This is a genomic window from Gilliamella sp. BG2 (assembly GCF_046635645.1).
In the GTDB taxonomy this organism is placed as follows: Bacteria; Pseudomonadota; Gammaproteobacteria; order Enterobacterales; family Orbaceae; genus Gilliamella; species Gilliamella bombi.
In genome coordinates this window covers 108227-134476 of the sequence record NZ_JBIDFF010000002.1, presented here as the reverse complement: position 1 = coordinate 134476, position 26250 = coordinate 108227, and the positions used below count along the sequence as shown (strand labels likewise).

The following is a 26250-nucleotide window of genomic DNA, read 5'->3' as shown; positions in this document are numbered from 1 at the left end:
GTTCATTGTTATTCACTATTTTGTACTTTGTTGTTTACCCAGTGATATTACCGCATAAATTATAATCAAAAGCAAGATGTGAATAATAATTTTTTTTTATAAAAAAAAAAGTTTTATTGAATTTTCAGGAAATTATTTTTTAATTGATAAAAGTCAAATTTTAGACGTTGAAATTTTAATTGATTTTTAAAGTCACTAAAAATTATGAAAAATAAAAAAGCCATAAAATAATATTTATGGCCTTGATAAAAATATTTTTTATTGAACTTTATTTGTTTTTTGCTCGTTCAAATGACTCAATAATTTCTTTACGGGCGGCATCTGCGTTATCCCATCCGTCAACTTTCACCCATTTACCTTTCTCTAATGCTTTGTATTGTTCAAAAAAGTGTTTGATTTGTGATTTGAGTAATTCAGGTAAATCATCAACATCTTTAATGTGATCATATTCTTTTGATAGTTTGCTGTGAGGTACTGCAACTAGTTTTGCATCTTGACCTGCTTCGTCTGTCATTTTTAATACACCAACTGGGCGGCAACGAATAACTGAGCCTGGTTGTAATGGGTATGGCGTTGGGACTAATACATCAACTGGATCGCCATCTAATGATAATGTGTGATTAATATAACCATAGTTACATGGATAAAACATTGCTGTAGCCATAAAACGGTCAACAAATACAGCGCCAGTGTCTTTATCAACTTCATATTTAATTGGATCTGCATTGGCTGGAATTTCAATCACAACGTAAATATCATCTGGTAATTCTTTACCTGCTGGTACATTTAAAAGTCCCATTTTTGTATCCTCTATCTAAGTTTATATAGTGTTTGTGAATAATAATAAGCGCACCTTATAAAGATTATTCAGTGTCGCTCAATTCTTTTAAATATTGAAAAATTTGTCTTGCCGTTTTGGTTGGCTTGTTTGTTTCTTGCTCTTTTTTTGCTAAACGGGCTAAGGTTCGTAATTGCTGACGATCGGCAGTTGGGTACAAACCGATAATAGTTTCGGCATCGCCAGTTGCAATCAATTCATCACGAAGTTTTTCAAGTTTGTGAAATAGGGCGATTTGCTGATTATGGCGATTTTTAAGTTTATCAAGTGCTTGACTAATTGGGTCAATATCTCGGTTACGCAGCAGTTTACCAATGTATTGAATTTGGCGGCGATACCCTTCTTTTTTTATTTTCTGCGCAAGTCCAATTGCATAAGTGAGATCTTCATCGAGAGGAATTTTTTCAAGTTCGTTTTTGCTTAGCTTGACAAGTTCAATCCCTAATTTTTTTAAAGCTTCAGCATCACGTTTAATTTCACTTTTACTAACGTAGATGATTTCGTCATCTTCAGTGTCAATAGCGAAGTTGGGTTCTAGATTTGTCTCTTGATTGTAATTCATGTTATTTCTTTTGTTAACTATTGTGTAATTCTAGCTTATTATAGCGTATCGCTAGCAGAATTGTAGAAAATAATAAAATGAGTATTGAACAGATTAAAAAAGAAGCTTTAAATCAAAAAGAAACTTTATCGGCAATTGTTGCTAATGCTATTGAGCAAGCAAAGTCACGTGTTGATGAAGTTGAGGTATCGATTAATAAGTCAACAGGTATTAATGTTAGCACTCGCATGGGTGAAACCGAGAATGTTGAATTTAATAGTGATGGTGCGTTATCTATTACTGTTTATCAAAATGAACGTAAAGGGAGTGCTTCTACCAATGATTTGTCTTCTCAGGCTATTTTGCAAACGGTGAATATGGCGATTGATATTATGCAATATACTTCGCCAGATCCTTGTTCAGGTTTGGGTGATGTGAGTCAAATGGCATTTAATCCACCTGATTTAGATTTATTTCATCCTAGTGATTTGAACGTTGATAATGCCATTGAGCAGGCTAAACAAGCCGAATTAACTGCGTTAAATCATTCCAAATTGATTAATTCTGATGGCGGTTATTTTAGTAGTCGCTATGGCGTTTATGTTTATGGTAATAGTTTGGGGATGTTGCAAGGTTATTGCGCAAGTTCACATTCACTTTCATGCTCAGTTATTGCTCAACAAGCAGGGCAGATGGAAAGTAATTATGCTTATACTTCATCACGTGATTATAGTCAGCTCAAGTCCGCTGATTGGATTGGTGTGCAGGCGGCTGATAGGGCGATCTCACATTTAGGCGCTAAACAGATCGCAACAATGCAAACTCCTGTGTTATTTAGTGCAGAAGTTGCCGTTGGACTCATTAGGCATTTAGTAGGTGCTATAAGTGGCGGTGCCATTTATCGTAAATCTTCTTTTCTTTTAAATAGTGTAGGGAAGGTGATTTTTCCTAATTGGTTAACTATTTATGAGGATCCTTTTATTTTAAAAGGCGTTGGATCATCGCCTTTTGATAGTGAAGGGACAAAAACAGTTAAGCGCAATATTGTTGAGCAAGGTGTGTTGCAAACTTATTTGTTAGGCAATTATTCAGCTCGTAAATTAGGCTTAAAATCGACTGGGCATGCAGGTGGGATTCATAATTGGTTTGTATCGCCAAGCCATGCAAATGCTAGTTTTGATGAGATGCTAAAAAAATTGGATAAAGGTGTTTTGGTGACTTCGTTAATGGGGCAAGGTGTTAATAGTGTGACTGGTGATTATTCGCGTGGAGCTACAGGATTTTGGGTTGAGAATGGAAAAATTCAATATCCAGTTAGTGAAATCACCATTGCTGGTAATCTTAAAGATATGTATAAAAATATTGTGGAAATTGGAAATGATATCGAAACCAGAACAAGTATTCAATGTGGCTCAATTTTGATTGATAATATGAGTATAGCGGGGAAATAAGGATTAGCATGGCTGATTTGTTAAAAAGTACTTTTTTTCAAAAACTAATTGCATGGATGCCTGGATTAGGCAGTTTATTACAGTATAAACGAGAATATCTTAATTTTGATATTAAGGCTGGTTTATCAGTTGCTGCTGTTTCGTTACCTGTGTCAATTGCTTATGCTGAATTGACTGGTGTTGGCGCTATAGCTGGACTGTATTCGACCATTTTGCCTTTAATTGTATATGCGTTTTTTGGTTCTTCTAAACAATTGATTGTAGGACCTGATACAGCAACTTGTGCTGTAGTTGCCGCTGTTGTGTTACCTTTAGCGGCTAATGATCCAATATTGCGCTGGCAATTAGTTATTATATTAACAATAATGATAGGCATTTGGTGTATCATTGCTGGAAAGTTACATCTTGGTGCTTTAGCCGACTTGCTTAGTCAGCCTATTTTAATTGGTTTGCTTAATGGCATATCAATTACCATTATGGTCGATCAGTTAGCCAAGACCTTAGGCTTTAGATACGATTATTCTTATTTGATTGAGCGAATAGTCTATTTCCCTTTTAAATTGTCAGAAATTCATATAGGCACTGCACTCGTTTCGTTTTTTACTTTGTCTATTTTAATTGCCTTAAAGCGATTAAAACCTCTATATCCTGCACCTTTATTAGCTGTTATTGTGATGACGTTTTTTTCGTGGGTGTTTAATTTTGAATATTTTAATATTCGTATTATTGGTAATGTTAGCAGTGATTTTATTCCTACCGAGTCATGGCTTGATTTTGATAAAGGATTAATGCGTGATTTAGTTGTTCCTTCACTTAATATTGCTATCATCTGTTTTGTTAGTATGATGATAACTGTACGCAGTTTTGCATCAAAAAATAACTATGAAACCAATGCCGATGTTGAATTTAAAGCGTTAGGTATAGCTAATATTGTAGCAGGGTTATCACAAGGCTTTGTTGTTAGTGGTACATCATCAAGAACGGCTGTAAATGATGCAAATGGAGGTAAAACGCAACTAGTTTCGATTATTGCAGCAATATTAATTGGTATTGTGGTATTGTTTTTCCTTTCGCCTTTACAATATATTCCAACTTGTGTGTTAGGGGTTATTTTAATATATTCTTCAATTTCACTCATTAATTTTCAAACCATCGTTCGCTTTTTTAAATTTGATCGAGACGCTTTTTATTTGAGTTTGATAACACTTATTTCAGTACTTGCTATAGGGATTATTCCTGGTATGGCGTTAGCGGTACTACTGGGGTTATTTTTATTTTTACGTCGAGTATTTAGACCTAAAGATCAGTTATTAGGTGTTGATGAAAGTGGTCGGATTCATTCCATAAGCCAAAATGTGCAACCGATCAGTAATACAATGATTTATCGATTTAATTCTCCGCTAACTTATTTCAATATCGCTTATTTTAAACGAAGAATTATCAGTTATATTGATGATTCTAGTGATCCAATAAGCTATGTTATTGTCGATGCAATCCCTTGTTTTACTTATAAAGATGTGAGTGTGCTGTCGGGAATTGATGAATTAGTGAAGTCTTTAAAAGTAAGAAATGTTACCCTAATTTTATCTGGTCGACGTAAAACACTTAAAAATTGGTTTAAACAGATGAATATTAAGCTTGATGATGAGTATATCGAGTTTGCTTATGATCTTTATTTTGCAGTTAAGTTAGCTCAAAGTAAGGGCCATATGGATAATAAAACTGATGATGAATCTGAACATTTATCATGACTATTCATCAAATATGTAGGATCTGTTTTAATTATCTGACATTTCTCAATTATTGACAGATAAAGTAATATTAATATAGACAATCGCCTACAAATTTAAGTACAATATTAGATCTTTCAAATAAAGTATTTTAGTAAAAAATTAGAGGTAAAAATGGCACGTGTAACTGTTCAAGATGCAGTAGAAAAAATTGGTAATCGCTTTGATCTCGTTCTTGTAGCAGCGAGACGCGCTCGTCAATTACAAGTGGAAAATAAATCACCACATGTTCCTGAAGAGAACGACAAAGAAACTGTTATTGCTTTACGTGAAATTGAAAATGGTCTTGTTAATAAACAGATTCTTGATATTGCTGATTTTCAAGCTCGTCAAAACAAAGAGGAAGAAACACGAGCAACACTTCATGAGTCGATTCTTCTCGAAAACACACCATCATACGAATAAGCTTTACAGGAATTGCTTATGCAATATTTTGATGGCTTAAAAGAGGTTGTAGCATCTTATCTTCCGTCTAAACAAGTCGAATTGATACAAGATGCTTATCTTTTTGCTAAAAATGCACATGAAGGGCAATTCCGATGTAGTGGTGAACCTTATATTACTCACCCAGTTGCAGTTGCAACATATCTAGCTGAGATGCGGCTTGATTATGAAACAGTTATTGCCGCACTTTTACACGATACTATTGAAGACACTCCTGTCACTTTTCAAGATATTACCGACAAATTTGGTAAACATGTTGCCATTTTAGTCGAAGGTGTCTCTAAACTTGATAAATTAAAATTCCGTAACAGGCAAGAAGCACAAGCTGAAAATTTTCGGAAAATGGTGCTTGCTATGACTGAGGATGTGCGTGTAATTTTAATTAAACTTGCTGATCGTACGCATAACATGCGTACACTTAGTGCTTTAAGACCTGATAAACGTCGTCGCATTGCTAAAGAAACCCTTGAAATTTACGCACCTTTGGCTCATCGTTTAGGTATCAATCACATCAAAACAGAACTTGAGATTTTGGGCTTTACAGCAATGCATCCAAATCGAGCTAAAGTGATTGAAAAAGTCGTTAAAACAGCGCGAAATACGCGAAAAGAGCTAATTCAACAAATTTTGTCTGAAATCCGTGGGCGATTACATGACGCTCATATTGATGCAGAAGTTACTGGTATCGAGAAAAATATCTATGTTATTTATCAAAAGATGAAACTACGTGAACAACATTTTCATTCTATCATGGATATTTACACTTTTAGAATTGTGGTAAAAGATGTTGATGGTTGTTATCGTGCTCTTGGACTGGTACATAATTTGTATAAACCACGTCTTAATCGTTTTAAAGATTATATCGCTATTCCCAAAGCAAATGGCTACCAATCATTGCATTCATCGTTAATAGGCCCTCACGGTACACCAGTTGAAGTCCAAATTCGTACCGAAGATATGGATCAAATGGCTGAAATGGGTGTTGCTGCTCATTGGGCGTATAATGCAGTTGATGAATTAAACAATACTACTGCGCAAATTAAAGCTCAGCGCTGGATGCAAAGCCTGTTAGAATTGCAACAAAGCGTAGGGAATTCTTTCGAATTTATCGAAAATGTTAAATCTGATTTGTTTCCTAAAGAAATTTACGTTTTTACTCCCAAAGGACGTATTGTGCAATTACCAGAAGGAGCTACCGCAGTTGATCTTGCTTATGCAGTCCATTCTGATATTGGTTATCAATGCATTGGCGCAATTGTTGATCGTAAACCTTATCCTTTATCACAACCATTAAGCAGTGGGCAAACAGTTGAAATTATTACTTCCCCTGAGGGCCATCCTAATGCTAGTTGGTTAAATTTTGTGGTTAGTGCTAGAGCGAAGTCGCGTATTCGTCAGGCGCTTAAAACTCTTAAGCGTGAAGATGCAATTGAATTGGGTCGACGTTTATTGAATCTTTCGTTAGTTAAATCAGGCGGTATTAGTGGACTGTCAGAAAGCCAAAAGGCTAGAGTGGTTGAGTTAGCCAAATTGTCCAATTTTGATGATGTCTTAGTCGAAATCGGATTAGGTAATATTATGAGCCATTTTATTGCCAAAGGTTTAGAACATAAAGCGCTGCTGCAAAATAAATCAGAGTCAAATAAAACTCTTGTTATTACTGGCAGTGAAGGAGTTTCTGTTACATTTTCTAAGTGTTGTCATCCAATTCCTAATGATCCTATTGTTGGGCATGTTAGTCCAGAGAAGGGGTTAATTGTGCATCATGAATCTTGTCGAAATGTTACTGGTTATCAAAATAATCCAGAAAAATATATCTCACTTAAATGGGCTCCCGATATTTCTCAACGTTTTGTTGCTGAAATTTGGCTCGATATTTTAAATACTCAGGGTTCTTTGGCGCATATACTTTCAATTATTAATGACGAAAATACTCGCTTGCAATGGCTAAATACCGAAGAAAAAGATAGGCAGATTTATACTGTTATTCTACAGATAGAAGTAAAAAATACCCAGCAACTTAATGAATTAATTCGTAAAATGTTACTACAACCTGATGTAGTAAGTGTTAAACGAAATATAAATTAGTCATTATGATAAATCGTTTTTTCGACCATTTGCCGTTGATAAAACTAACGGGGATTGGTGAAAGTCTAGAAAAAAAATTCAATACATTAGGTATCTATACCGTTAAAGATCTGTTATTGCATTTTCCTTTACGTTATGAAGATCGTACTTCATCTTGTGCTATTGCTGACGCCAATATTGGCGAATTTACGACAATTGAAGGTGTTATTATTAAAAGTGAAATTGCTTTTGGTCGCAAACAAATGCTAGTTTGTTACGTTCAAGATGATTCTGGTATTGCAATATTACGATTTATGCATTTTACTGCTAGTATGAAGGCTTCGCTAATTAAAGGTAAATGGATCAGTGCTTATGGTGAAATAAAACGCGGTAAAAATTATCTTGAAATAATTCATCCGCAATTTAAATTAAAAACAAGTCGAGACGAAAAATCTATCAAGTTAGAAGATGATCAAGAAAGATACACACCTATTTATTCAACTACTTATGGATTAACTCAGGCTGTGATTCGACGGTCAATTATGGCTGCGCTAATTTTGTTGAAAAATAATCCTTCAGAAGAAGTTTTACCTCCTCAGTTGGCTTATCGGTTTTTGTCGGCTTTTGATTCTTTAAATATTATTCACAATCCCCCCATTGATACTGAGATTGAACAGTTGGAGTCGGGTGATCACCCAGCTATTAAGCGGTTTATTTTTGAGGAATTGATTGCTTATCATCTGAGTATGTTAATGATAAAAAAACATAATCAAAGACAGCAGGCACACTTGTTTTCCCCAACTCAACGCTTGATCAACCCGTTTTTATCATCATTACCTTTCACGCCAACCCATGCTCAACAGCGAGTTGTGCAAGAGATTTATCTCGATATGGCAAAACCAGTACCTATGATGCGATTAATTCAAGGTGATGTTGGTTCTGGTAAAACATTAGTAGCAGCTTTAGCAGCGTTGAATGCAATTGAAAATGGTTGCCAAGTGGTTTTGATGGCACCAACAGAAATATTAGCCGAGCAACATTATAATAATTTTAGTACTTGGTTTGGGCCGTTGGGAATTAGTGTTGATTGGTTGTCAGGAAGATTAACCGCCAAAAATAAGCGACAGCGTTATGAGCGCCTTCAAAAGGGTGAAATTACTATGTTAATTGGTACTCATGCAGTATTTGTTGATAAAGTAGAATTTACCTCTTTAGGTCTTGTCATCATTGATGAACAGCATCGATTTGGTGTTAATCAACGCCTAAGTCTTTGGGAAAAAGGAATTAAAGATCATCTTTATCCGCATCAATTAATTATGACGGCAACGCCTATTCCAAGAACATTAGCCATGACCATTTATGCTGATTTAGATGTTTCTGTTATTGATGAATTACCACCCGGAAGAACACCAATTAACACAGTTGTAATACCTAATAATCGCCGAGATGAAATTATTGAACGTGTAAATCAAGCTTGCTTAGCAAACCGCCAAGTTTATTGGGTGTGTACTTTGGTCGAAGAGTCCGAAATACTTGACGCACAAGCGGCTGAAATGCTGGTTGCAGAATTGCAAATGCGTTTGCCGCATTTAAATATTGCGTTAGTGCATGGTAAAATGAAGTCTGATTTAAAACAATCAGTTATGCAAGAGTTTAAAGCAGGAAAAATTCAACTGCTGGTTGCTACAACAGTTATTGAAGTTGGTGTTGATGTTCCTAATGCTAGTTTAATGATTATCGAAAATGCAGAACGTTTAGGTTTAGCTCAGTTACATCAGTTGCGTGGGCGAGTTGGACGTGGCACGGCAGTATCTCATTGTGTATTAATGTATCAAGCTCCTCTAAGTAAAGTTGCTCAAGCACGCATGAAGGTAATGCGTGAAAGTACTGATGGATTTGTTATTGCCCAAAAAGATCTTGAACTTCGTGGTGGTGGTGAAATTTTAGGGACTCGGCAAATGGGTACAGCTAATTTTAAAGTTGTTGATTTGATTCGCGACCAGCATTTGATTAGTGAAATTCAAAATATATCTTATGACATCCAAAAAAACCATCCACACAGTGCTGAACAATTAGTTGATTGTTGGCTTCCAAATCGTGAAAAGTATATTAATGCATAAAACTTAGCTGATTTTTTCTGATAAGTTTTGAAATTATCAATCTGAATCATATCTACAAATTGTGTAACGGTTTATTGCATAGTAATTTGATGTGTAGAATGTAGTCTTGTACCTTTAATTTAATATATTTACTTATTTTATATATCTGTTTATGTTCGCATGATGATTTGCGCTTTGCAGCATTGTGCCTATCGTGTAATATAGATAGTATTATAAAAAATGGAAAGAATTGCGGATATTGTATGAAATCAACTATAAAATTACTCCCTATCTGTTTTGTTACATTGGCATTAGTAGGATGTGGATTAAAAGGTCCGCTTTATCATCCAGTTGAAAAAACAGCAATGCAACAAACAAAACTAACAACTGCTTCAATTCAATCTGGTTTATTTATTTAAATTGCATAATGGAATAACATGATGGATTTTTTAAATTATCAACAAAGTCGTTTATTTGCCAATCAGATAGCGATAGCGGATCTTGCTAAGCAGTATGGTACACCATTATATGTTTATTCGGCCGAATACATAAGTAAACAGTTTTTAGAGTATGAACATGCTTTGGTTAATAATAAACATTTGGTTTGTTATGCGGTTAAAGCTAATAGTAATTTGGCTGTTTTGAGTTTACTTGCAAAACTGGGTGCTGGTTTTGATATTGTTTCACAAGGTGAGTTAGAACGAGTATTAAAAGCAGGAGCAGATCCTAAAAAAATTGTCTTTTCAGGTGTTGCTAAATCAATAGTTGAAATTGAACGTGCGCTTGAAGTTGGTATTAAGTGCTTTAATGTTGAATCTGAGGCTGAATTATACCGAGTTGATGAAGTTGCTAAAAGATCAGGTAAAATTGCACCGATTTCATTGAGAATCAATCCTGATGTGGATGCTAAAACACATCCTTATATTTCAACAGGTCTTCGCGAAAATAAATTTGGTATTAGCTATGAGTTAGCTTTAAATGTTTATCGAAAAGCAAGCTCATTAGCTAACATTAAAATCGTTGGTATTGATTGCCATATTGGCTCTCAATTAACTCAATTGTCACCATTTCTTGATGCTGCCGATCGTATACTCGCTTTAGTTGATAAATTGCAATCTAATAATATTGTAATTGAACATATTGATTTAGGTGGAGGTTTAGGGGTCTGTTATGATAACGAACAACCACCAACAGCATCGCAACTTGTAACCGAACTTAAGAACAAATTAGTTGATTATCCTGATATTGAAATTTTGTTCGAACCAGGGCGTTCGATTGTTGCTAATTCAGGGTTGCTAATTACTAAGGTGGAATATACCAAACACCAAGATAATAACCATTTTGCAATTGTCGATGCAGGTATGAATGACTTAATTCGTCCCGCTCTTTACGATGCTTGGATGAGAGTGTTACCTGAAAAGCAACCACAAACTGGTGATGAATTTTTGGTCTATAATGTTGTGGGACCTATTTGCGAATCTAGCGATGTGTTGGCTTATCAGCGTGAGCTTTCGGTTAAACAAGATGATTTGTTGGTAATTTGTAGTGCTGGTGCTTATGGCTTTAGTATGGCATCAAATTATAATAGCCATTTACGACCAGCAGAAGTGATGCTTATTGATGATAAACAACATAAATTAATTCGCCAGCGTGAATCCTTCGATGATTTATGGCGAGGTGAAGTAGTTTTATAATATTTAACAGGTTATTGAATGCTTAATTATAATAGCATTCCTCTTTTAGTTGATGTTGGTAACCAGTTTAGACTAAAAGTTAAAAATAAAAACATGTTTGACAACAGAAGGTAAACTAGCGATGAACTTTTCAAAAATGCATGGACTCGGAAATGATTTTATGGTTATTGATGCTGTGACGCAAAATGTTCATCTTTCGACAGAAATGATTAAACGTATGGCAGATCGATATACTGGTGTCGGGTTTGATCAACTTCTTATTGTTGAGCCACCTTATGTACCAGATAGTGATTTTCATTATCGTATTTTTAATTCAGATGGTTCTGAAGTTGAGCAATGTGGTAATGGGGCTCGCTGTTTTGCACGTTTTGTTCGTTTAAAAGGCCTTAGCCGAAAACGAGTGTTAAAAGTTAGTACCATGAAAGGCAATATTGTTTTAACCGTAAATGATGATAATACTGTGCGTGTTAATATGGGACAGCCTATTTTTGAACCTAACAAAATTCCTTTCAAAGCTATAAAAGAAGAAAAAACTTATATAATCCGAGCACAAGAACAGACTATATTATGTGGTGTTGCATCTATGGGCAATCCTCATTGTGTTGTTCAAGTCGATAATATTCTAACCGCAGAAGTGGCAACACTAGGTCCGTTATTAGAACAACATGAACGCTTTCCTGAACGTGCCAATATTGGATTTATGCATATTATTGATCGCAATAACATTAATTTACGTGTATTTGAACGTGGGGTTGGCGAAACACAAGCTTGTGGTACTGGTGCCTGTGCCGCAGTAGCAGTAGGCATCAATCAAGGACTATTAAACCAACAAGTTAATGTCAATTTACCTGGTGGCAAATTATTAATTGAATGGAAAGGTGGAAATCAACCACTTTATATGACTGGACCTGCTACACATGTATATGATGGTTTTATTGCTACTTAACTTTAACATCATCCTCCCAATAGATTCTAAAACTTGTTGACAGAAAATAACAAGGCAAAAAACATTCAGGTTTGGTATTGATTTTATTGAAGTTTTTATCTTTAACCGAAAAAAACAGTAGAAACATGAGATAACACGGTAATACAATAGACGCTAATTATGGTTGGTAAAAATACACAAAATTTAAGAGTAAAAAAAGCTCGGCGATCGTCTTCATCATTAAAATTAAATGATGAAATCGTTTGTCAATATATTATTGATAATCCAGATTTTTTTATGAGAAATGCCCGGTATGTTGAGTGTATGCAAGTGCCTCATCCTGTCAGGGGAATGATTTCTTTACCAGAATGGAACATGGCGCGTCAGCGCAATAAAATTAACCAATTAGAGTGCGAAATTTCATTATTATTGGAACATGCCAGTGCCAACGAATTGTTGTTTAATCAGCTAATGGATCTGCAAATTGAATTAATTAAAGCACAGGATCTAAATCAACTTATTGTTTTATTAAACACATGGGCTAAATCATTAGGACTTAGTGGTGCTTATTTATATCTTTTTGGTGACAAATGGTTGCTTAATGCGCCATCAAATTACCATCATATAGCTTTAGATTCATCACAATTTGATTTTATTCGTGTTAGACATTTCCAGTACAGTCAACAGTATTTAGGTACATTAAATTCAACTGAGCTTGATTTTTTATTACCTGATGAACACGGTTATGTTGGCTCAGTGGCATTATCTTTGTTAGGTCAATTTGGTGATTTGGGGCTTTTAATGTTTACTAGTGCTAATTCCGAACATTATCAAGCAGGACAAGGTACATTATTACTTGAAAAAATGAGTGAAATTTTACCAATTTTAATTAGCAGATGGATTATGCGAACAAAATAAGGACATAGCATTATGCAGCCTAATAAAAATGATAATACGGCATTAAAGCTGCCTGTTGATCAATTTTTAAATTATTTAAAGTCAGAAAAGCAACTAAGCTTAAATACTCAGATTAATTATCGACGTCAACTTTATGCACTTATTTCGTTGGCAAGTGAAGTTGAAATCTCGAACTGGCAAAATTTGGATTCATCCGCAGTTAGATTGTTAATCAGTCGTAGCAAACAGACGGGCTTGCAAGCAAGAAGCTTATCATTAAGACTTTCTGCTTTGCGTAGTTTTTGTGATTGGATGGTAAAAAACGAGCTGCTTACCGCTAATCCAGCTCGAGGCGTGCTAAATCCAAAATTAGGTCAACACTTACCCAAAAATATTGATATTGACGAAATTAATCAACTGCTTGATATTGATCATAACGATCCTCTTTCTGTTCGTGACAGAACAATGCTTGAAGTTATGTATGGTTCTGGGTTACGCCTTTCTGAATTAGTCGGTCTTAACTGTCAAGAATTGAATCTTGTTGATGGTGAAATTCGCGTAATGGGTAAGGGGAATAAAGAGCGAAAATTGCCATTAGGTCGAGAATCTATCAAATGGATTAAACACTGGTTGTCAATGCGGAATTTTTTAACACCACAAGATGATGCTTTATTTATTTCCAAATTGGGTAAGCGTATTTCACCGCGAAATGTTGAAAAACGGTTTGCTCAGTGGGGAATCAAACAAGGGTTAAGCAGTCATGTTCACCCTCACAAATTACGTCATTCATTTGCAACTCATATGCTAGAATCAAGTGGTGATTTGCGTGCAGTACAAGAATTGTTAGGGCATGCTGATTTATCGACGACCCAAGTCTATACGCATTTAGATTTTTCGCATCTATCTGAAGTTTATGATTCAGCCCATCCACGCGCTAAAAGGGGAAAATAACGATGCACTTTTATCGATCTATTAATAAGATTAAAGCGTTTACTTTCGATCTAGATGATACGTTATACAATAACAGCATGATCGTTGAAAAAGCGGAAGACGAAATGATCAAAACTCTTCAAGGTTATGAACAATTGCGCACGCTTACTTTACCCGAATATTTTTCCGAAAAGCGTGCTGTACTTGCATCTGACCCTGAAATTTATCACGATGTTATTGTTTGGCGAATTCAAACCATTACATCGCTATTAAATAAAACTAATATACCAGCATCAAAATTTGCTGATGTCATCGATGAAGCAATGAGTTGTTTTAATGTTTGGCGGCACAAGATGAACGTTCCTGAATCAACGCATACACTATTAACTAAATTAGCCACTAAATATCCTTTGGCTGTTATTACTAATGGTAACGTTGATATTAACAAAATTGGCATAGGTGATTATTTTCAATTTTCACTACGTGGTGGTGAACATGGCCGTTCTAAACCTTTTCCTGAAATTTTTGATTTAGCATCTCACAAACTTAATATTCCATCACACTCTATTTTACATGTGGGTGACAATTTATTAACGGATGTTAATGGAGCTATTGATAACGGCTTTTTAGCTTGCTTTATTAATATTTATAATCAGGATATTTTTCAGCTTAATGATACTAGATGTTTACCTCACATCGAAATAACACAATTGCCAGAATTAGAGAATCTGCTATAATTAACCTCCTTATCTGTACAAATAAACAGTAAAATAAATGTAAAGATACGTTTCTTTAGTAGCAATGAAAATTTTTACCTAAGAAGCTTTGTCTTTATTTATGTTCTGTTAGATCACAGTGGACAAACGTATTCGGAATATGATGAAAATATTAATAACGCTTTCAACATTAATGCTACTTGGCGGTTTCTATTATCAAAATAGGTTTGCATGTAATGGAAATTAATAAATTATTATTAGATGGCCTAAACACAGAGCAACAAAAAGCAGTTACTACCGATAGTCAATATTCAATTGTTCTTGCAGGTGCAGGGAGTGGCAAAACGCGTGTTTTAGTTCATCGTATTGCTTGGCTTTGTATTGAAAAGAGTTATTCACCTGGCTCAATTTTTGCGGTTACTTTTACCAATAAAGCGGCTATTCAAATGCAAGAACGTATTCAAGCATTAGTAGGCGAGGGTTATTTTAATGGTATGTGGGTGGGTACATTTCATGGGCTTACTCATCGTTTGTTACGCATGTTTCCTGAGCAAGCTAAGTTACCTCCTAATTTTCAACTTATTGATACTGAAGATCAAATTCGGCTTATTAAGCGAATTTTTCACGAGCTAAAAATCGACGAAAAACAATGGTCGCCAAAACAGTGTGCTGCTTTTATTTCTACTCAAAAGGAAAAAGGTTTCAGAGCGGAAGATATTGTTCCTGAAGATCCTAAACAAGTGATGTGGCAGGCGATTTATCGAGACTACCAAACTATTTGTGATAGAGTTGGATACGTTGATTTTTCAGAATTAATTTTAAGAACGTATGAGCTGCTTTGCCATAATCAAGACGTTTTAAATTATTGTCATCATCGTTTTTGTAATATCTTAATTGATGAATTTCAAGACACTAATAAGATCCAATATCGTTTGGTACAAAAACTGGCAGGTAATACAGCTAATGTAATGATTGTAGGCGATGACGATCAATCTATTTACAGTTGGCGTGGTGCTAATGCGGATAATCTCCAATTATTTATAAACGATTACCCTGAAACTGAAATTATTAGGTTGGAACAAAATTATCGTTCAACTGGTAACATTTTAGATGTAGCTAATAATTTAATATCGAAAAATCAGAACCGGTTGGGTAAAACTTTATGGACAGATATAGGCGGCGGTGAACTGATTACGCTTTATATTGGTTTTAATGATATTGATGAGGCAAGATTTGTTGTTGGTCAAATAAAAAAATTCCATGACGAAGGTGGAAAGTACGCAGACTGTGCGATATTGTACCGTAATAATGCACAATCACGTATATTTGAAGATACATTGTTGCAAGCAGGTTTACCTTATCAAATTTATGGATCTATTCGTTTTTATGAACGACAAGAAGTTAAATTAGCGCTTGCTTATTTACGGCTATTACATGACCACAATAATGACATGGCGTTTGAAGCTACAATCAATACCCCAACTCGAGGTATTGGTAATGTCACGCTAGATAAAATTAGATTGACTGCAAAGCAGTATAATATTTCATTATGGGATGCATGTATAATGCTAATCCAAACCAATGCTTTTACTGAACGGCAAAGCTCTGGGATTGGTCGTTTTTTGGAATTAATAGAATCAATCTTCGATAAAGTAGAGCTTAAACCATTTTATAAACAACTTGATATTATTATCAAATTATCTGGCATATTGCAAATGTATGAGCAAGAGCCTGGTATTAAAGGGCAATCAAAGCTGGAAAATCTTGAAGAATTGGTATCGGCCGCTGAGCAGTTTTATCGCTTTAATGAAAATAACCTTATTCAAGATAAAGAAACGGGTAAGGCATTAACTGTTTTAGAATCATTTTTAGCATATACGTCATTAGAAAGCAGAGATGTAATTAGTGAACAAGATACCGTTCAACTAATGACTCTGCATTCTGCCAAAGGTCTTGAATTTGATAATGTTTTTATTGTAGGACTAGAAGAGGGCATATTCCCAGACTTAAGATCTTCTCAAGACTTCGATAAACTTGAAGAAGAGCGTCGTCTTGCCTATGTAGGTATTACTCGAGCACGTAAGTATCTAACATTATCATTAGCTCAGATAAGGCGTCTATATGGTCGTGAAGAGCGTAATTTACCTTCACGCTTTTTGTCTGAATTACCTATTGATAAGTTAAATGAAATTAGTTATCAAGGAACAATGTCGCCTGAAAAAATAAAGTCTTACCCTAAAAAGAAGCCTCAATGTGATGGTTACAAATTAGGTCGTAAAGTGTTACATAAACGTTTTGGTGAAGGAACTATTGTTAATCTTGATGGCGAAGGTGATCATAAGCGAGTACAAATAGCTTTTGTTAATGAAGGTATAAAATGGCTAGTAGTTAAATTAGCAAATCTTACTTTATTGTAGATTTCTTTTAAGTAAAATTTGTGACTACTTTCTTGAACGGGAATTAATTGTTAAACTAATTCCCATTTTTTATATATTATAGCTCAGCTTGTTCTTTTACAGATTCAGAAAAAATCTGATTAAACGACTTGTCGGTACGATTACAAATCCAATTATTATCGATGTAATCAAAATGATAACCTTGTTTTTGAGTGGCTAACCATACCTGAAAGAGTGGTTCTTGGGTATTAATGATGATTTTACTGCCATTGGGGAAACTAATGGTGATAACATTGCCGTTTGTTTCATAATCTAGATCGATGTCATGCTCATTTACATAATTATCCAAGAATAGTTCGATTTTGTTGAATAACTGTTCGGTAATGGTATGAAATTGTGTGATATTCATAAAGAGATATTCATTCAAATAAATAATAGAGCGATATTAACATAAATGAATATACTCCGCCACAGCAAGGTGGCAAGAGTAAAAGTAGGTACTGATTTACTAATTAGCGAGTGGTAAGGAACAGGCAATAGTAAGTAGCTTATATTGCTCGTTATCATGAGTGATAGCTATCCAACGGTTTGCTATCTCAATTGTGTTGACTAATTTTCCATCACCAAAATTATTTTCGATTGTTCTAAGCTTTCCTTTTGCTAACTCCATTTTGTCGCAATTGGCATAATATTCGATCCTTATGGAATGATAAGGTGTCTCTGTACCATCATCATTTTTTTGTATCAATGCTGGGCTGTAATTAGTCACTTCACTAAATACACGAATTTTGGAGTTGAAAGGGTGAAGGTTGATCGATTTTCTATCTAAAAATGAATAGCCAATAGTATTATTGTCGTTAGTTTTTGATGTTGGAATGAATTGTTCTCCTACTCTTGGATCTTTTAAACTTTCAACAGCAGTATTTTCATTTGCTTTCGTATCAATATTAGCTTTTTCCCCTGAGGCATGGCTGAATGCTGCAAAAGAAAAGAGAATTAAAAATAAATTGACCTTTTTCATTTAAATTTTTTCTCCATCTTTTGAGTTAGCTTCTGTAGGATTAGTTTGTGATTGATTTTGTTGTTTTTCTTTTTCTTTTTGCATTTTTTCTTGGTTTGCTTTAATTCGCTCTTGCAGTTCAGCTTCTTGTTTTTCGATGATTGGTTTTAGATCTGGGCGAGCCGTAAGAATTGTTTCTTTTTCTAAATCGCCTTGAATAGAACAAAAAATACTACTTTGATTATTAGCAGAAGATTCTAGATAAAGTGCTTTATTAATTGTACCAAACCTTGGAATAACACCATCGATGGCATAAATATCATCTTCCCATGTTTTAGATTTTGATTTTTTATCATAAATTTTAGCATTTGCTATGTAAGTGTTTTGGCTATAATGCAACCAATTAATATTGCTTAAAGCACTTTTAATTTCATCTTGCTTGTTATCAAAGATAAATCCCCAATAAAGAAACTGACCAGATAAAGTAGTTGAAATATAAATATTTTGATAGCCAACAATTTCTAAATCATGATACTTAAGTGGTTTTTTAAACATAACTTTATTTTTGTCGGTTTTTTGAATAGATTCAACAGGAATATAAGTTACATTATCGGGAGTGGTTGCTAAATCAACGTATTGATTTATTGACTCTTGGTGTTTAGATAATTGTTCAAAAAACTGATTATCACATTGCAAAAATGTATCAATTACCTTATCTGTTTCATCCTGTATATTATTTGTTTGGGCAAAAACACAAGAAACGAAAGATGCGCAAACTAGCACAGAAAGTTTTTTGAGAAGCATGGCGAATTTCCTTGAACCACAATTATATTTCTTCTTTTGTAAAGGAAGATTGTAAAGTAATGTAAATATAAATGTCAATTGACATTATTTCAATTCTCAACGAAGACCATTAAATCACCGTTTTTAAAGGATATTTTAATCAAATCACTAATCGCTTTGTTTCTTAAACTCACAACTCCTCCTAGCGATAATGTGGCATCAATTAAGGGGTATTGAAAGCCTGTAATGGTTACACCAGTTACTTTCGAAAATGGCATTAGTGAAATAATATGATCTTTTACATTGGTTATTTCTTGATGATGTTTTGCAAAAAAGAAATGACAATAATTATCATAAAAGGTAATTTGATACTGATGATAATATCTTATTGCAACAGAAATATTCCCCAAAAAGTGATCGCTAGCATGACCACTAGCACCATAAACATCAAATGCTTTCACCCCTTTACCTGCTAAAAACAAAATTGCTTTTTCAAAATCAGTTTTATTTTGGTCAGGTGTATGAATAATTTTAGTTTTAGGTGGAATTGCTTTGTTAGGATTATAGCTATCTAAATCGCCAATAATAAAGTTTGGTTCGATTGACAAAGTCGACAGATAATTATGATAAGCCCCATCTGTGCAAGCAATATAAGTATAATTATCCAAATGTTGAAAGTCATGTTGTGGTGGCTCGCCATTAATAAAAAGTAAAGCTCTATTTTGTGACATTACACTTTTTTCCTTTTGCTCATTTTATTGGTAAATCATAAAGCCAAAGTATATGCCATGATAATAGCGTCTTCTTGTTTACCATTAGTTGTTGGGTAATAATTTTTTCTAATCGTTATTTGGTTAAATCCCAGCGTGTGATAAAGCTTAAGTGCTGCCGTATTTGATTGTCTGACTTCAAGCCAAAGGGTTGAGATTGGATAGGGCGATTTTATCGTTATTAACGCATCTATTAAATGATTGAGCAGCTCTCTTGCTAGTCCTTGCTTTCTGAAATCGGGATGTATTGCAATGTTAAATAAATTTGCTTCATCTGCTACATGTTGGCAAATACAAAACCCAACTATTTGGTTATTAATCGTTATTTTAAAATTGAGATAACGTTCACCTTGGTTTGAAAAGAATGTTTGTTTTGACCAAGGAATTGCATGGCAAATCTTTTCTAATTCAAAAGCTTTTTTTAAATCATGTTCGGTGAGGATGGAAATAGTTTTCATATTGACATAATTGTTGCCATAGTAGGCGTTTTTGTTGTGGTGCTTTTGCAAGCTGATTTAAACTGGTTGTTTGAATAGTTAATGGGTTAATCCAAGACTCATCCAAGGTAATATCAATAAACCAAATTACTGTATTAATTTCATCAGCAGGAATAATTAATTGTTGTGGCGTTAAAAACAATACTTGTTTTTCAGTTAGATGGATAGCATTTAAAATATCATAATAGATTTTTTGTGTTGGTTTTTGTTCTGCAACTACAATCAATCTAATTTCTTCACTTATTTGTGTCGCTATTTCACCTTTGAAAACATTAGCATTCCTCAAAACGTATTGAGTTATGTTGCACTGTTTTAGATACCAATCTTGTAGTGTCATTATTGACTTACTGTTTTTTATTAGAGATTAAAGATAGTTAATTGTATAATCAATGCATCAATTTATAAAGGTTTTTCATTGAGGAAATATGGCAACATCTGCTTTTACCCCAGCAAGTCAAGTACTTGAGCGTCACCAAATATTTTTTAACGATAAAAATGTGCTGATAGCTGGTGATATTCAGGATAGTTATCCATCTATTATGTCGGCAAATCAAGTTAAGATTCATTGCACACAATTTCATACTTATTTACGTCTAAAAGCTAGTGCACGAGGCAATCACACCTATTTTTCATTATTGCCAGAAGCGGATTTTTACGTAGGAATGAATACACTGATTTACTATTGGCCAAAAACTAAAAGCGAAGCACAATTTCAGCTTTCTTATTTATTGCATAATATGCCAAAAGGTAGTGATATTTTTATCATAGGTGAAAATAAAACAGGTGTAAAAAGCGTGGAAGCTTTATTGAATGATTTTGGTACAATTCAAAAAATCGATAGCGCAAGACGTTGTGGTTTATATCATTTTCAGGCAGATAGCCGTTTAGTATTTAATCTTGATGAATGGTGGTTAAGTTATCATTTAACTATTGAAAATCAGAATATTGAAATAAAAAGCTTACCTGGTGTTTTTAGCCAAAAAGGGTTAGATGCTGGTAGTGAATTATTGTTAAATGCATTGATGGATCGTACTGATATTATTAAAGGTAATGTATTAGATGTGGGATGTGGTTCGGGCATTTTGTCCACGGTGCTAGGTAAATTAAATCCTGATATAGCACTAACGTTATCTGATGTAAGCTGTGCAGCAATTGAATCAAGTAAAGCCACGTTAAACCGTAATCATGTTAATGCCACAGTTGTAGCGAGTGACGTTTTTTCAAATCTAAATGATAAATATCATCTTATTGTTTCGAATCCACCTTTTCATGATGGTAAACAGACTAATTACACGGCCGTTAATACGTTAATCAAAGAAGCAAAAAAACACCTAAAATTAAATGGTTATTTGTGCATTGTGGCAAATTCATTTTTACCGTATCAAACCATTTTAGATGAAACATTCAAAAGCGTTGAAGTGATTGCCCAAACGACGAAATTTAAGGTTTATCTAGCAAGCCATTAATAAGTGCTGTTTATTTTGTTTAAAAAAATAGGGCGATGTTATCGCCCTAGGTATAAAATTTAAATATTTAAAAACAAACTGACTTCACTATTCTTGATATCATATCTGGATTAAGAGAGAGCTTCTTTTAATGCCTGGATTTCATTATAGGTAAAATCACAGCGCATAAATTCTTGGTCAAGAAGAATAGGAACAGAGTTGCTTTCTCCAACTACGGCCAACACATTACATTTATTTCTAATCTTATCACCTATAATGATTGGTCCACCGTTTGAGTCTTTATTAAAATTGGCTGCATATTTAGCATTTATTCCTTGTGCATTGCTTGCACGATATAAGGCAGTTATTATTTTACCATAAGAGACTAGTTTAACTGGTACAATAACAGGTGTTAATTTTTGCCCGTTAATTTCCTTGATAACTTTTATCATTTTATGTGTTCTTAAGAAACATCCTAAACTCATCCATGTAACCAACAACAACAAAAGAATAAGACCAGTAGTAGCCACAAATACAGTCCGCATATTATCAATAGCTAAATTGATTGTTACTAGTGATGGATCATCGGCCGAAGCTACAGTTACAACTTGATAATTTCCTTTTTCCCCCCCAATGAAAGTATAATCACGCTTAATAACTTGTCCTGTATCAGTAGTAATTTTCACTGAACAGTTATCAACCATACGTCTTGCACGACATGTTCCTTCTACATCATAGTCAACCACAACAGGATTCTGTGATATTTTATAATCATCAATTAATCCAGGATAATTTCTTATGGCCATAAATAAAGCTAACGCAAAGAGAATTATTGCTGCAAGTAATCTTCTTATTTGATGCATTGAGCCTTCTTGCTTTAAATTCATGACTTTTAAAGGGCGAGTTGGAAATACTTCTACTAATTTATTCATCAATGCCATTTTATCAATATACTCCTTATTAAAAATAAAAATTTCATGTCTAAGGCTAAAATTGTGAATTTAAAAGCTAACCTTTAATCACAATAAAATAAATAATTTATTTATTATTTTTTATTAAATTAGAATAAATATTATCATAATATTTACTTTGTAGGAATTACTCATATTGTTTACGGCAATTTGACAAACGACTTCAAATTAAATAACCCTAGAAAACTGCTGCTGCCTTGCCATTTTTCGCATATAAATATCAAAGCACATACAAATATTGCGTATCAATAAATGTCCTTTAGGTTGGACTTCGATTATATTGTTATTGATTGTCACTAATCCATCTTTTTGCAATGGAGCTAGTAATTTTAAATCTTCGGAAAAATAATCATCAAATTGAATTTGGTATTGCTGTTCAATGACATTTTTATCTAAATGAAAATGGCAGATAAGCTGTTTTATCACATCACGACGAATTTTATCGTCACGATTTAAGGTGAATCCTTTCCATAATCCATGTCCTTTTTGCTCAACCTGAGTTTGATAGATTTTTATATCTTTCTGATTTTGCGCATAACTATCACCTAACATACTAATGGCCGACACACCAAGTCCAAGTAAATCAGCATCGCCTTGAGTTGTATACCCCTGAAAATTACGATGCAATTTATTTTCTTGTTGAGCAATAGCTAATTCATCAGAGGGCTTAGCAAAATGATCCATACCGATAAAGTGATAACCAGCTTCGGTTAACTTTTTAATGCTAGTTTGTAGGATCTGCAATTTTTGATTGGCATTAGGCAAATCATCATCTTTAATTTTTCGTTGGGCAGCAAAACGGCTTGGTAAGTGGGCATAATTAAATACACTTAAACGATCGGGAGAAATCTCAATCACTTTATTAAGCGTTTCGGCAAAACTTTCAATGGTTTGTTTTGGTAGGCCATAAATTAAATCTAAACTAATTGAGTGAAAATTATTTTTACGTGCTTGATTAATAAGAGACCGTATTAATGTTTCATCTTGTTCGCGATTAATTAGGCTTTGGATTTCGTGATTAAAATCTTGAATTCCCATACTTAGCCTATTAAAACCAACACTTGCTAAATGGTCAATTGTTTGTGGTGTAATTTCACGCGGATCAATTTCGATGGATAGTTCGGCATTAGCAACAAAATTAAAATGCTTTTTTAACGAGGTAATCAATCGAGTAATTTCAGCATCGTTTAAAAAAGTTGGTGTACCACCACCCCAGTGCATTTGTGTTACCGTGCGATGTTTAAATAATTTTGCACGTTCGGCAATTTCAATATCTAAAATATCAAGGTATTTGGTAACTTTTTGTGTTTGGCGAGTAATAAGTTTATTACAACCACAAAAATAACAAAGCTTATGACAAAACGGAATATGTACATAAAGCGACAACGGCTTTGTAGGATAACGAGTTGCTGCCGATAAAAATTCCTGCTCATTAAATTTTTCGTTAAATTCAAGTGCAGTAGGGTAAGAGGTATATCTTGGGCCAGAATAATTATATTTTTCAATTATCGCTTGATCCCATAATTGCGTATCAGTCATGCTTTTTACTTCCACTTATGTCTATCTTTAGTGTTGTTATTTTTATGAATTTTTACTATTGCTTTTTGTTGGTTCTTGATTTTGGTTTTAATTTTGATTCGATTAGTTTTATTTAAATATAACAATGTGCAAATCAACAACCCAAAATATAAACTTAACATAATTAATATTGGCACTATGATTTGCTCACTGTTAATTATTAATTGACTGAATAAAAATAATGGATTCTAAGCTTAAATTATCAGTAGGAATATAATCCAATAGATTATATTCCTACTGATATCAAGACACACACTATCACGATTGCCGATTATATTTTACTATCATTAGTTTCGTTTTAATAAACTAACAATATCTTCTTTCTTTTCGTATAATTCTTCAAAATCATCAAAGTCTTCATCAGTATAACCAAGCTTTTGCATCAGTTCATCGATACGATTCAATTTTCTATCAAGATAAATTTGTTGATCTTTAGTGAGTTTGACATTTTGCTCGACTAGATCAAGTAACATATCTAATTTTGGATCGTTCTCTAACTGTTCTAATTCTTGTTGTGGCGATAAAATCGTTTTAATTGGTTTAGATTGTTTAACAGGTTTTTCTATATTGTTAGAATCTTCAACAATTAAAGAAATAGGTTTTTTGCTACCCACTCTTGGATCTTTGGTTGTTTTTGTCGAATTTTTATTTTTATTATTATCTAGCTTATTAAAGCGATAGCCACTTGGTAAACCTTTGTGTTTGCGTTTACGCTTCAGTTCCCGAGATTCTTCATTAATCTCTTGACGGCTTTTTTTAGCTTTCTGTTTTGATTTATTTTTTAACATAAAATCTCTGTCTAATATTAGGGTTAATCATTTTACAAACGTATTTTATCAGTAAGTCCAAAATATAGCTATGATGATGACGTCATGCTAATTTAAGATTGTAAAAAAAGAAATTTATGTATAATCTGAGTCAAATAAATTTGTTAGATCGAATTAGAGAACAATATAAAATGAAAAATCACTTAAGCCCTTATCTGAAATTTAATCGTCAAGAATGGGCTAGCTTACGTAATACTGTACCAATGACTTTAACTGCAGATGAATTAGTTTCGTTACAAGGTATTAATGAAGATTTATCCATGGATGAAGTGAGTGAAATTTATTTACCTTTATCTAGATTACTTAATTATTACATCAGCAATAATTTTAATCGGCAAGCTGTCTTATCTAAATTCTTAGGTAAAAGTCAAAAGACACCTTACATTATTGGCATTGCAGGCAGTGTTGCTGTAGGTAAAAGCACTACCGCCAGAGTGCTACAAGCATTATTAACCCGTTGGCCTGAACATCGCAAAGTAGCTTTGGTAACAACCGATGGTTTTTTATATCCAAATAGATGCCTTGAAGAACGTGGAATAATGAATAAAAAAGGGTTTCCTCAGTCTTACGATATAAAAAAATTACTTAATTTTGTTGCTGATATAAAATCAGGGCAGGCACAAGTTAAAGCACCCGTTTATTCTCATTTAGTTTATGATATTGTCGAAGATGAAGAAATCGTTATTGATAGTCCTGACATTTTGATTCTTGAAGGTTTGAATGTACTGCAAAGTACGCTGAATTATCCACAAGCGAATAATCGTGTTTTTGTTTCGGATTATGTTGATTTTTCAATTTATGTTGATGCTGATGTGTCATTATTACATGACTGGTATGTAAATCGGTTTTTAAAATTTAGGGAGGGTGCATTTAGCGATCCTAACTCTTATTTTAATCATTACTCAAAACTTTCAGAACATGAAGCTACAAATATTGCCAATCGTATTTGGCGAGAAATTAATGAATTAAATTTAGTTGAAAATATTTTACCTACAAAAGAACGAGCGAATCTTATTCTAACTAAAGGTAGAGATCATAAAGTTGATTGTGTCCAATTAAGAAAATAAACTTAAGGAAAATTTATATGAAATCAGTAATTCGGTTAATAAGTAAATTGAGTGTCATTACATTAGCTATCTCATTATCATTTGGTGCTTATGCTTCAAATGAACAACTAAAGGGACTTACGTGTGAAAGCAAAAAACAGGCTATTGAAAAACAGATTGATTATGCTAAAAAAAATAATAATTCTCATCAAATCCAAGGGCTTGAAAAATCATTACGTAACTTAAATAAGCATTGTTCAAATGATGATTTAGAAGCCAAATATAAAAAAGAGATTAACGAAAAATCAAATAAAGTGGCTGAAAGAACTAAAGAATTAGAACAAGCAAAATCAAAATCAAAAGCGAAAGATAAAGATAATGAACAGAAAATTGTCAAACAACAAACAAAATTAGCTGATGCTGAAAAAGAACTTAATAAAGCTAAAACTAAATTATCTGATTTTTATAAAGAATTGGGAGCGAAATAAACGATATCAGGCAGAGTATTTCCCGATTCTTGATTTATTTGCTCTTCAACGATATTT

Annotated in this window: 26 protein-coding genes; 15 read left to right on the top strand and 11 right to left on the bottom strand. The window is 33.6% G+C overall.

Going from position 1 to position 26250, the window contains the following annotated elements; translation table 11 throughout:
• Positions 1-268 precede the first annotated feature (268 nt).
• Both ppa and yjgA read right to left on the bottom strand, forming a co-directional pair.
• Positions 269-799 carry an inorganic diphosphatase gene (ppa, locus tag ACGH6Q_RS01670; protein WP_065589290.1) on the bottom strand — a complete coding sequence of 177 codons (531 nt, stop codon included), beginning with the start codon at positions 797-799 and terminating at the stop codon, positions 269-271.
• A gap of 64 nt (positions 800-863) precedes the next feature.
• Positions 864-1400 (bottom strand): ribosome biogenesis factor YjgA, encoded by a 537-nt coding sequence (gene yjgA, locus ACGH6Q_RS01665; RefSeq protein ID WP_065589289.1) that lies wholly within the window; start codon positions 1398-1400, stop codon positions 864-866.
• A 77-nt stretch (positions 1401-1477) separates the two neighbouring features.
• On the opposite strand from yjgA, the gene pmbA reads away from it, so the two are divergent.
• The 12 genes from pmbA to uvrD all read left to right on the top strand — a co-directional run bounded on the left by pmbA (position 1478) and on the right by uvrD (position 16809).
• On the top strand, positions 1478-2830 hold the full coding sequence (gene pmbA, locus ACGH6Q_RS01660) for a metalloprotease PmbA (protein ID WP_065589288.1): 1353 nt from the start codon (positions 1478-1480) through the stop codon (positions 2828-2830).
• 8 nt (positions 2831-2838) lie between these two features.
• Entirely contained in the window at positions 2839-4581 is a 1743-nt protein-coding gene (locus ACGH6Q_RS01655; protein ID WP_411591580.1) for a SulP family inorganic anion transporter, read from the top strand.
• Positions 4582-4734: 153 nt separating this feature from the next.
• A complete protein-coding gene (rpoZ, locus tag ACGH6Q_RS01650) occupies positions 4735-5025 on the top strand; it encodes a DNA-directed RNA polymerase subunit omega (RefSeq protein ID WP_174799447.1) in 291 nt (96 codons plus the stop codon).
• 18 nt (positions 5026-5043) lie between these two features.
• On the top strand, positions 5044-7152 hold the full coding sequence (gene spoT / locus ACGH6Q_RS01645; RefSeq protein WP_174799448.1) for a bifunctional GTP diphosphokinase/guanosine-3',5'-bis pyrophosphate 3'-pyrophosphohydrolase: 2109 nt from the start codon (positions 5044-5046) through the stop codon (positions 7150-7152).
• Positions 7153-7157: 5 nt separating this feature from the next.
• Entirely contained in the window at positions 7158-9251 is a 2094-nt protein-coding gene (recG, locus tag ACGH6Q_RS01640) for an ATP-dependent DNA helicase RecG (RefSeq protein ID WP_174799449.1), read from the top strand.
• Positions 9252-9493: 242 nt separating this feature from the next.
• The gene (gene lptM / locus ACGH6Q_RS01635; RefSeq protein ID WP_141672655.1) at positions 9494-9649 is read left to right on the top strand and encodes an LPS translocon maturation chaperone LptM; all 156 of its coding nucleotides are present in this window, start codon (positions 9494-9496) and stop codon (positions 9647-9649) included.
• Positions 9650-9670: 21 nt separating this feature from the next.
• Positions 9671-10924, top strand: coding sequence for a diaminopimelate decarboxylase (gene lysA, locus ACGH6Q_RS01630; protein ID WP_411591622.1), 1254 nt, complete (start codon positions 9671-9673; stop codon positions 10922-10924).
• A gap of 121 nt (positions 10925-11045) precedes the next feature.
• On the top strand, positions 11046-11870 hold the full coding sequence (gene dapF / locus ACGH6Q_RS01625) for a diaminopimelate epimerase (RefSeq protein ID WP_174799450.1): 825 nt from the start codon (positions 11046-11048) through the stop codon (positions 11868-11870).
• A gap of 159 nt (positions 11871-12029) precedes the next feature.
• A complete protein-coding gene (locus tag ACGH6Q_RS01620) occupies positions 12030-12767 on the top strand; it encodes a DUF484 family protein (protein WP_174799451.1) in 738 nt (245 codons plus the stop codon).
• Positions 12768-12779: 12 nt separating this feature from the next.
• On the top strand, positions 12780-13697 hold the full coding sequence (gene xerC, locus ACGH6Q_RS01615) for a tyrosine recombinase XerC (RefSeq protein ID WP_174799452.1): 918 nt from the start codon (positions 12780-12782) through the stop codon (positions 13695-13697).
• A 2-nt stretch (positions 13698-13699) separates the two neighbouring features.
• Positions 13700-14413, top strand: a complete 714-nt coding sequence (gene yigB / locus ACGH6Q_RS01610; protein WP_174799453.1) for a 5-amino-6-(5-phospho-D-ribitylamino)uracil phosphatase YigB — start codon at positions 13700-13702, stop codon at positions 14411-14413.
• A 215-nt stretch (positions 14414-14628) separates the two neighbouring features.
• Positions 14629-16809 carry a DNA helicase II gene (gene uvrD, locus ACGH6Q_RS01605; protein WP_174799454.1) on the top strand — a complete coding sequence of 727 codons (2181 nt, stop codon included), beginning with the start codon at positions 14629-14631 and terminating at the stop codon, positions 16807-16809.
• Between the two features lie 76 nt (positions 16810-16885).
• On the opposite strand, the gene cyaY is transcribed toward uvrD, so the two are convergent.
• The 6 genes from cyaY to ACGH6Q_RS01575 form a co-directional block, all read right to left on the bottom strand.
• On the bottom strand, positions 16886-17197 hold the full coding sequence (gene cyaY, locus ACGH6Q_RS01600) for an iron donor protein CyaY (protein ID WP_034912502.1): 312 nt from the start codon (positions 17195-17197) through the stop codon (positions 16886-16888).
• 99 nt (positions 17198-17296) lie between these two features.
• A complete protein-coding gene (locus ACGH6Q_RS01595) occupies positions 17297-17809 on the bottom strand; it encodes a surface-adhesin E family protein (protein ID WP_174799455.1) in 513 nt (170 codons plus the stop codon).
• The gene (locus ACGH6Q_RS01590) at positions 17810-18592 is read right to left on the bottom strand and encodes a hypothetical protein (RefSeq protein ID WP_174799456.1); all 783 of its coding nucleotides are present in this window, start codon (positions 18590-18592) and stop codon (positions 17810-17812) included.
• An 89-nt stretch (positions 18593-18681) separates the two neighbouring features.
• On the bottom strand, positions 18682-19302 hold the full coding sequence (locus tag ACGH6Q_RS01585) for a thiamine diphosphokinase (protein WP_296301107.1): 621 nt from the start codon (positions 19300-19302) through the stop codon (positions 18682-18684).
• Between the two features lie 35 nt (positions 19303-19337).
• Positions 19338-19799 carry a ribosomal protein S18-alanine N-acetyltransferase gene (rimI, locus tag ACGH6Q_RS01580; protein ID WP_085165672.1) on the bottom strand — a complete coding sequence of 154 codons (462 nt, stop codon included), beginning with the start codon at positions 19797-19799 and terminating at the stop codon, positions 19338-19340.
• On the bottom strand, positions 19768-20175 hold the full coding sequence (locus tag ACGH6Q_RS01575) for a DNA polymerase III subunit psi (RefSeq protein ID WP_085165670.1): 408 nt from the start codon (positions 20173-20175) through the stop codon (positions 19768-19770). Before ACGH6Q_RS01575 ends, rimI begins: the two co-directional genes overlap by 32 nt.
• Positions 20176-20263: 88 nt before the next feature.
• Between ACGH6Q_RS01575 and rsmC the strand changes: the two genes are divergently transcribed.
• On the top strand, positions 20264-21304 hold the full coding sequence (gene rsmC / locus ACGH6Q_RS01570) for a 16S rRNA (guanine(1207)-N(2))-methyltransferase RsmC (RefSeq protein ID WP_411591579.1): 1041 nt from the start codon (positions 20264-20266) through the stop codon (positions 21302-21304).
• Between the two features lie 110 nt (positions 21305-21414).
• Here the strand turns inward: rsmC and ACGH6Q_RS01565 are convergent, their stop codons facing one another.
• The 3 genes from ACGH6Q_RS01565 to yihI form a co-directional block, all read right to left on the bottom strand.
• A complete protein-coding gene (locus ACGH6Q_RS01565; RefSeq protein WP_411591577.1) occupies positions 21415-22224 on the bottom strand; it encodes a hypothetical protein in 810 nt (269 codons plus the stop codon).
• Positions 22225-22422: 198 nt separating this feature from the next.
• On the bottom strand, positions 22423-23793 hold the full coding sequence (gene hemN / locus ACGH6Q_RS01560) for an oxygen-independent coproporphyrinogen III oxidase (protein ID WP_174799457.1): 1371 nt from the start codon (positions 23791-23793) through the stop codon (positions 22423-22425).
• Between the two features lie 326 nt (positions 23794-24119).
• Positions 24120-24620, bottom strand: a complete 501-nt coding sequence (gene yihI / locus ACGH6Q_RS01555) for a Der GTPase-activating protein YihI (protein WP_411591576.1) — start codon at positions 24618-24620, stop codon at positions 24120-24122.
• Positions 24621-24790: 170 nt separating this feature from the next.
• Here yihI and coaA point away from each other — a divergent pair, with 170 nt between their 5' ends.
• Entirely contained in the window at positions 24791-25726 is a 936-nt protein-coding gene (coaA, locus tag ACGH6Q_RS01550) for a type I pantothenate kinase (RefSeq protein WP_411591573.1), read from the top strand.
• A gap of 17 nt (positions 25727-25743) precedes the next feature.
• Positions 25744-26193 carry a DUF1090 domain-containing protein gene (locus ACGH6Q_RS01545; protein ID WP_411591572.1) on the top strand — a complete coding sequence of 150 codons (450 nt, stop codon included), beginning with the start codon at positions 25744-25746 and terminating at the stop codon, positions 26191-26193.
• Positions 26194-26250: the final 57 nt, after the last annotated feature.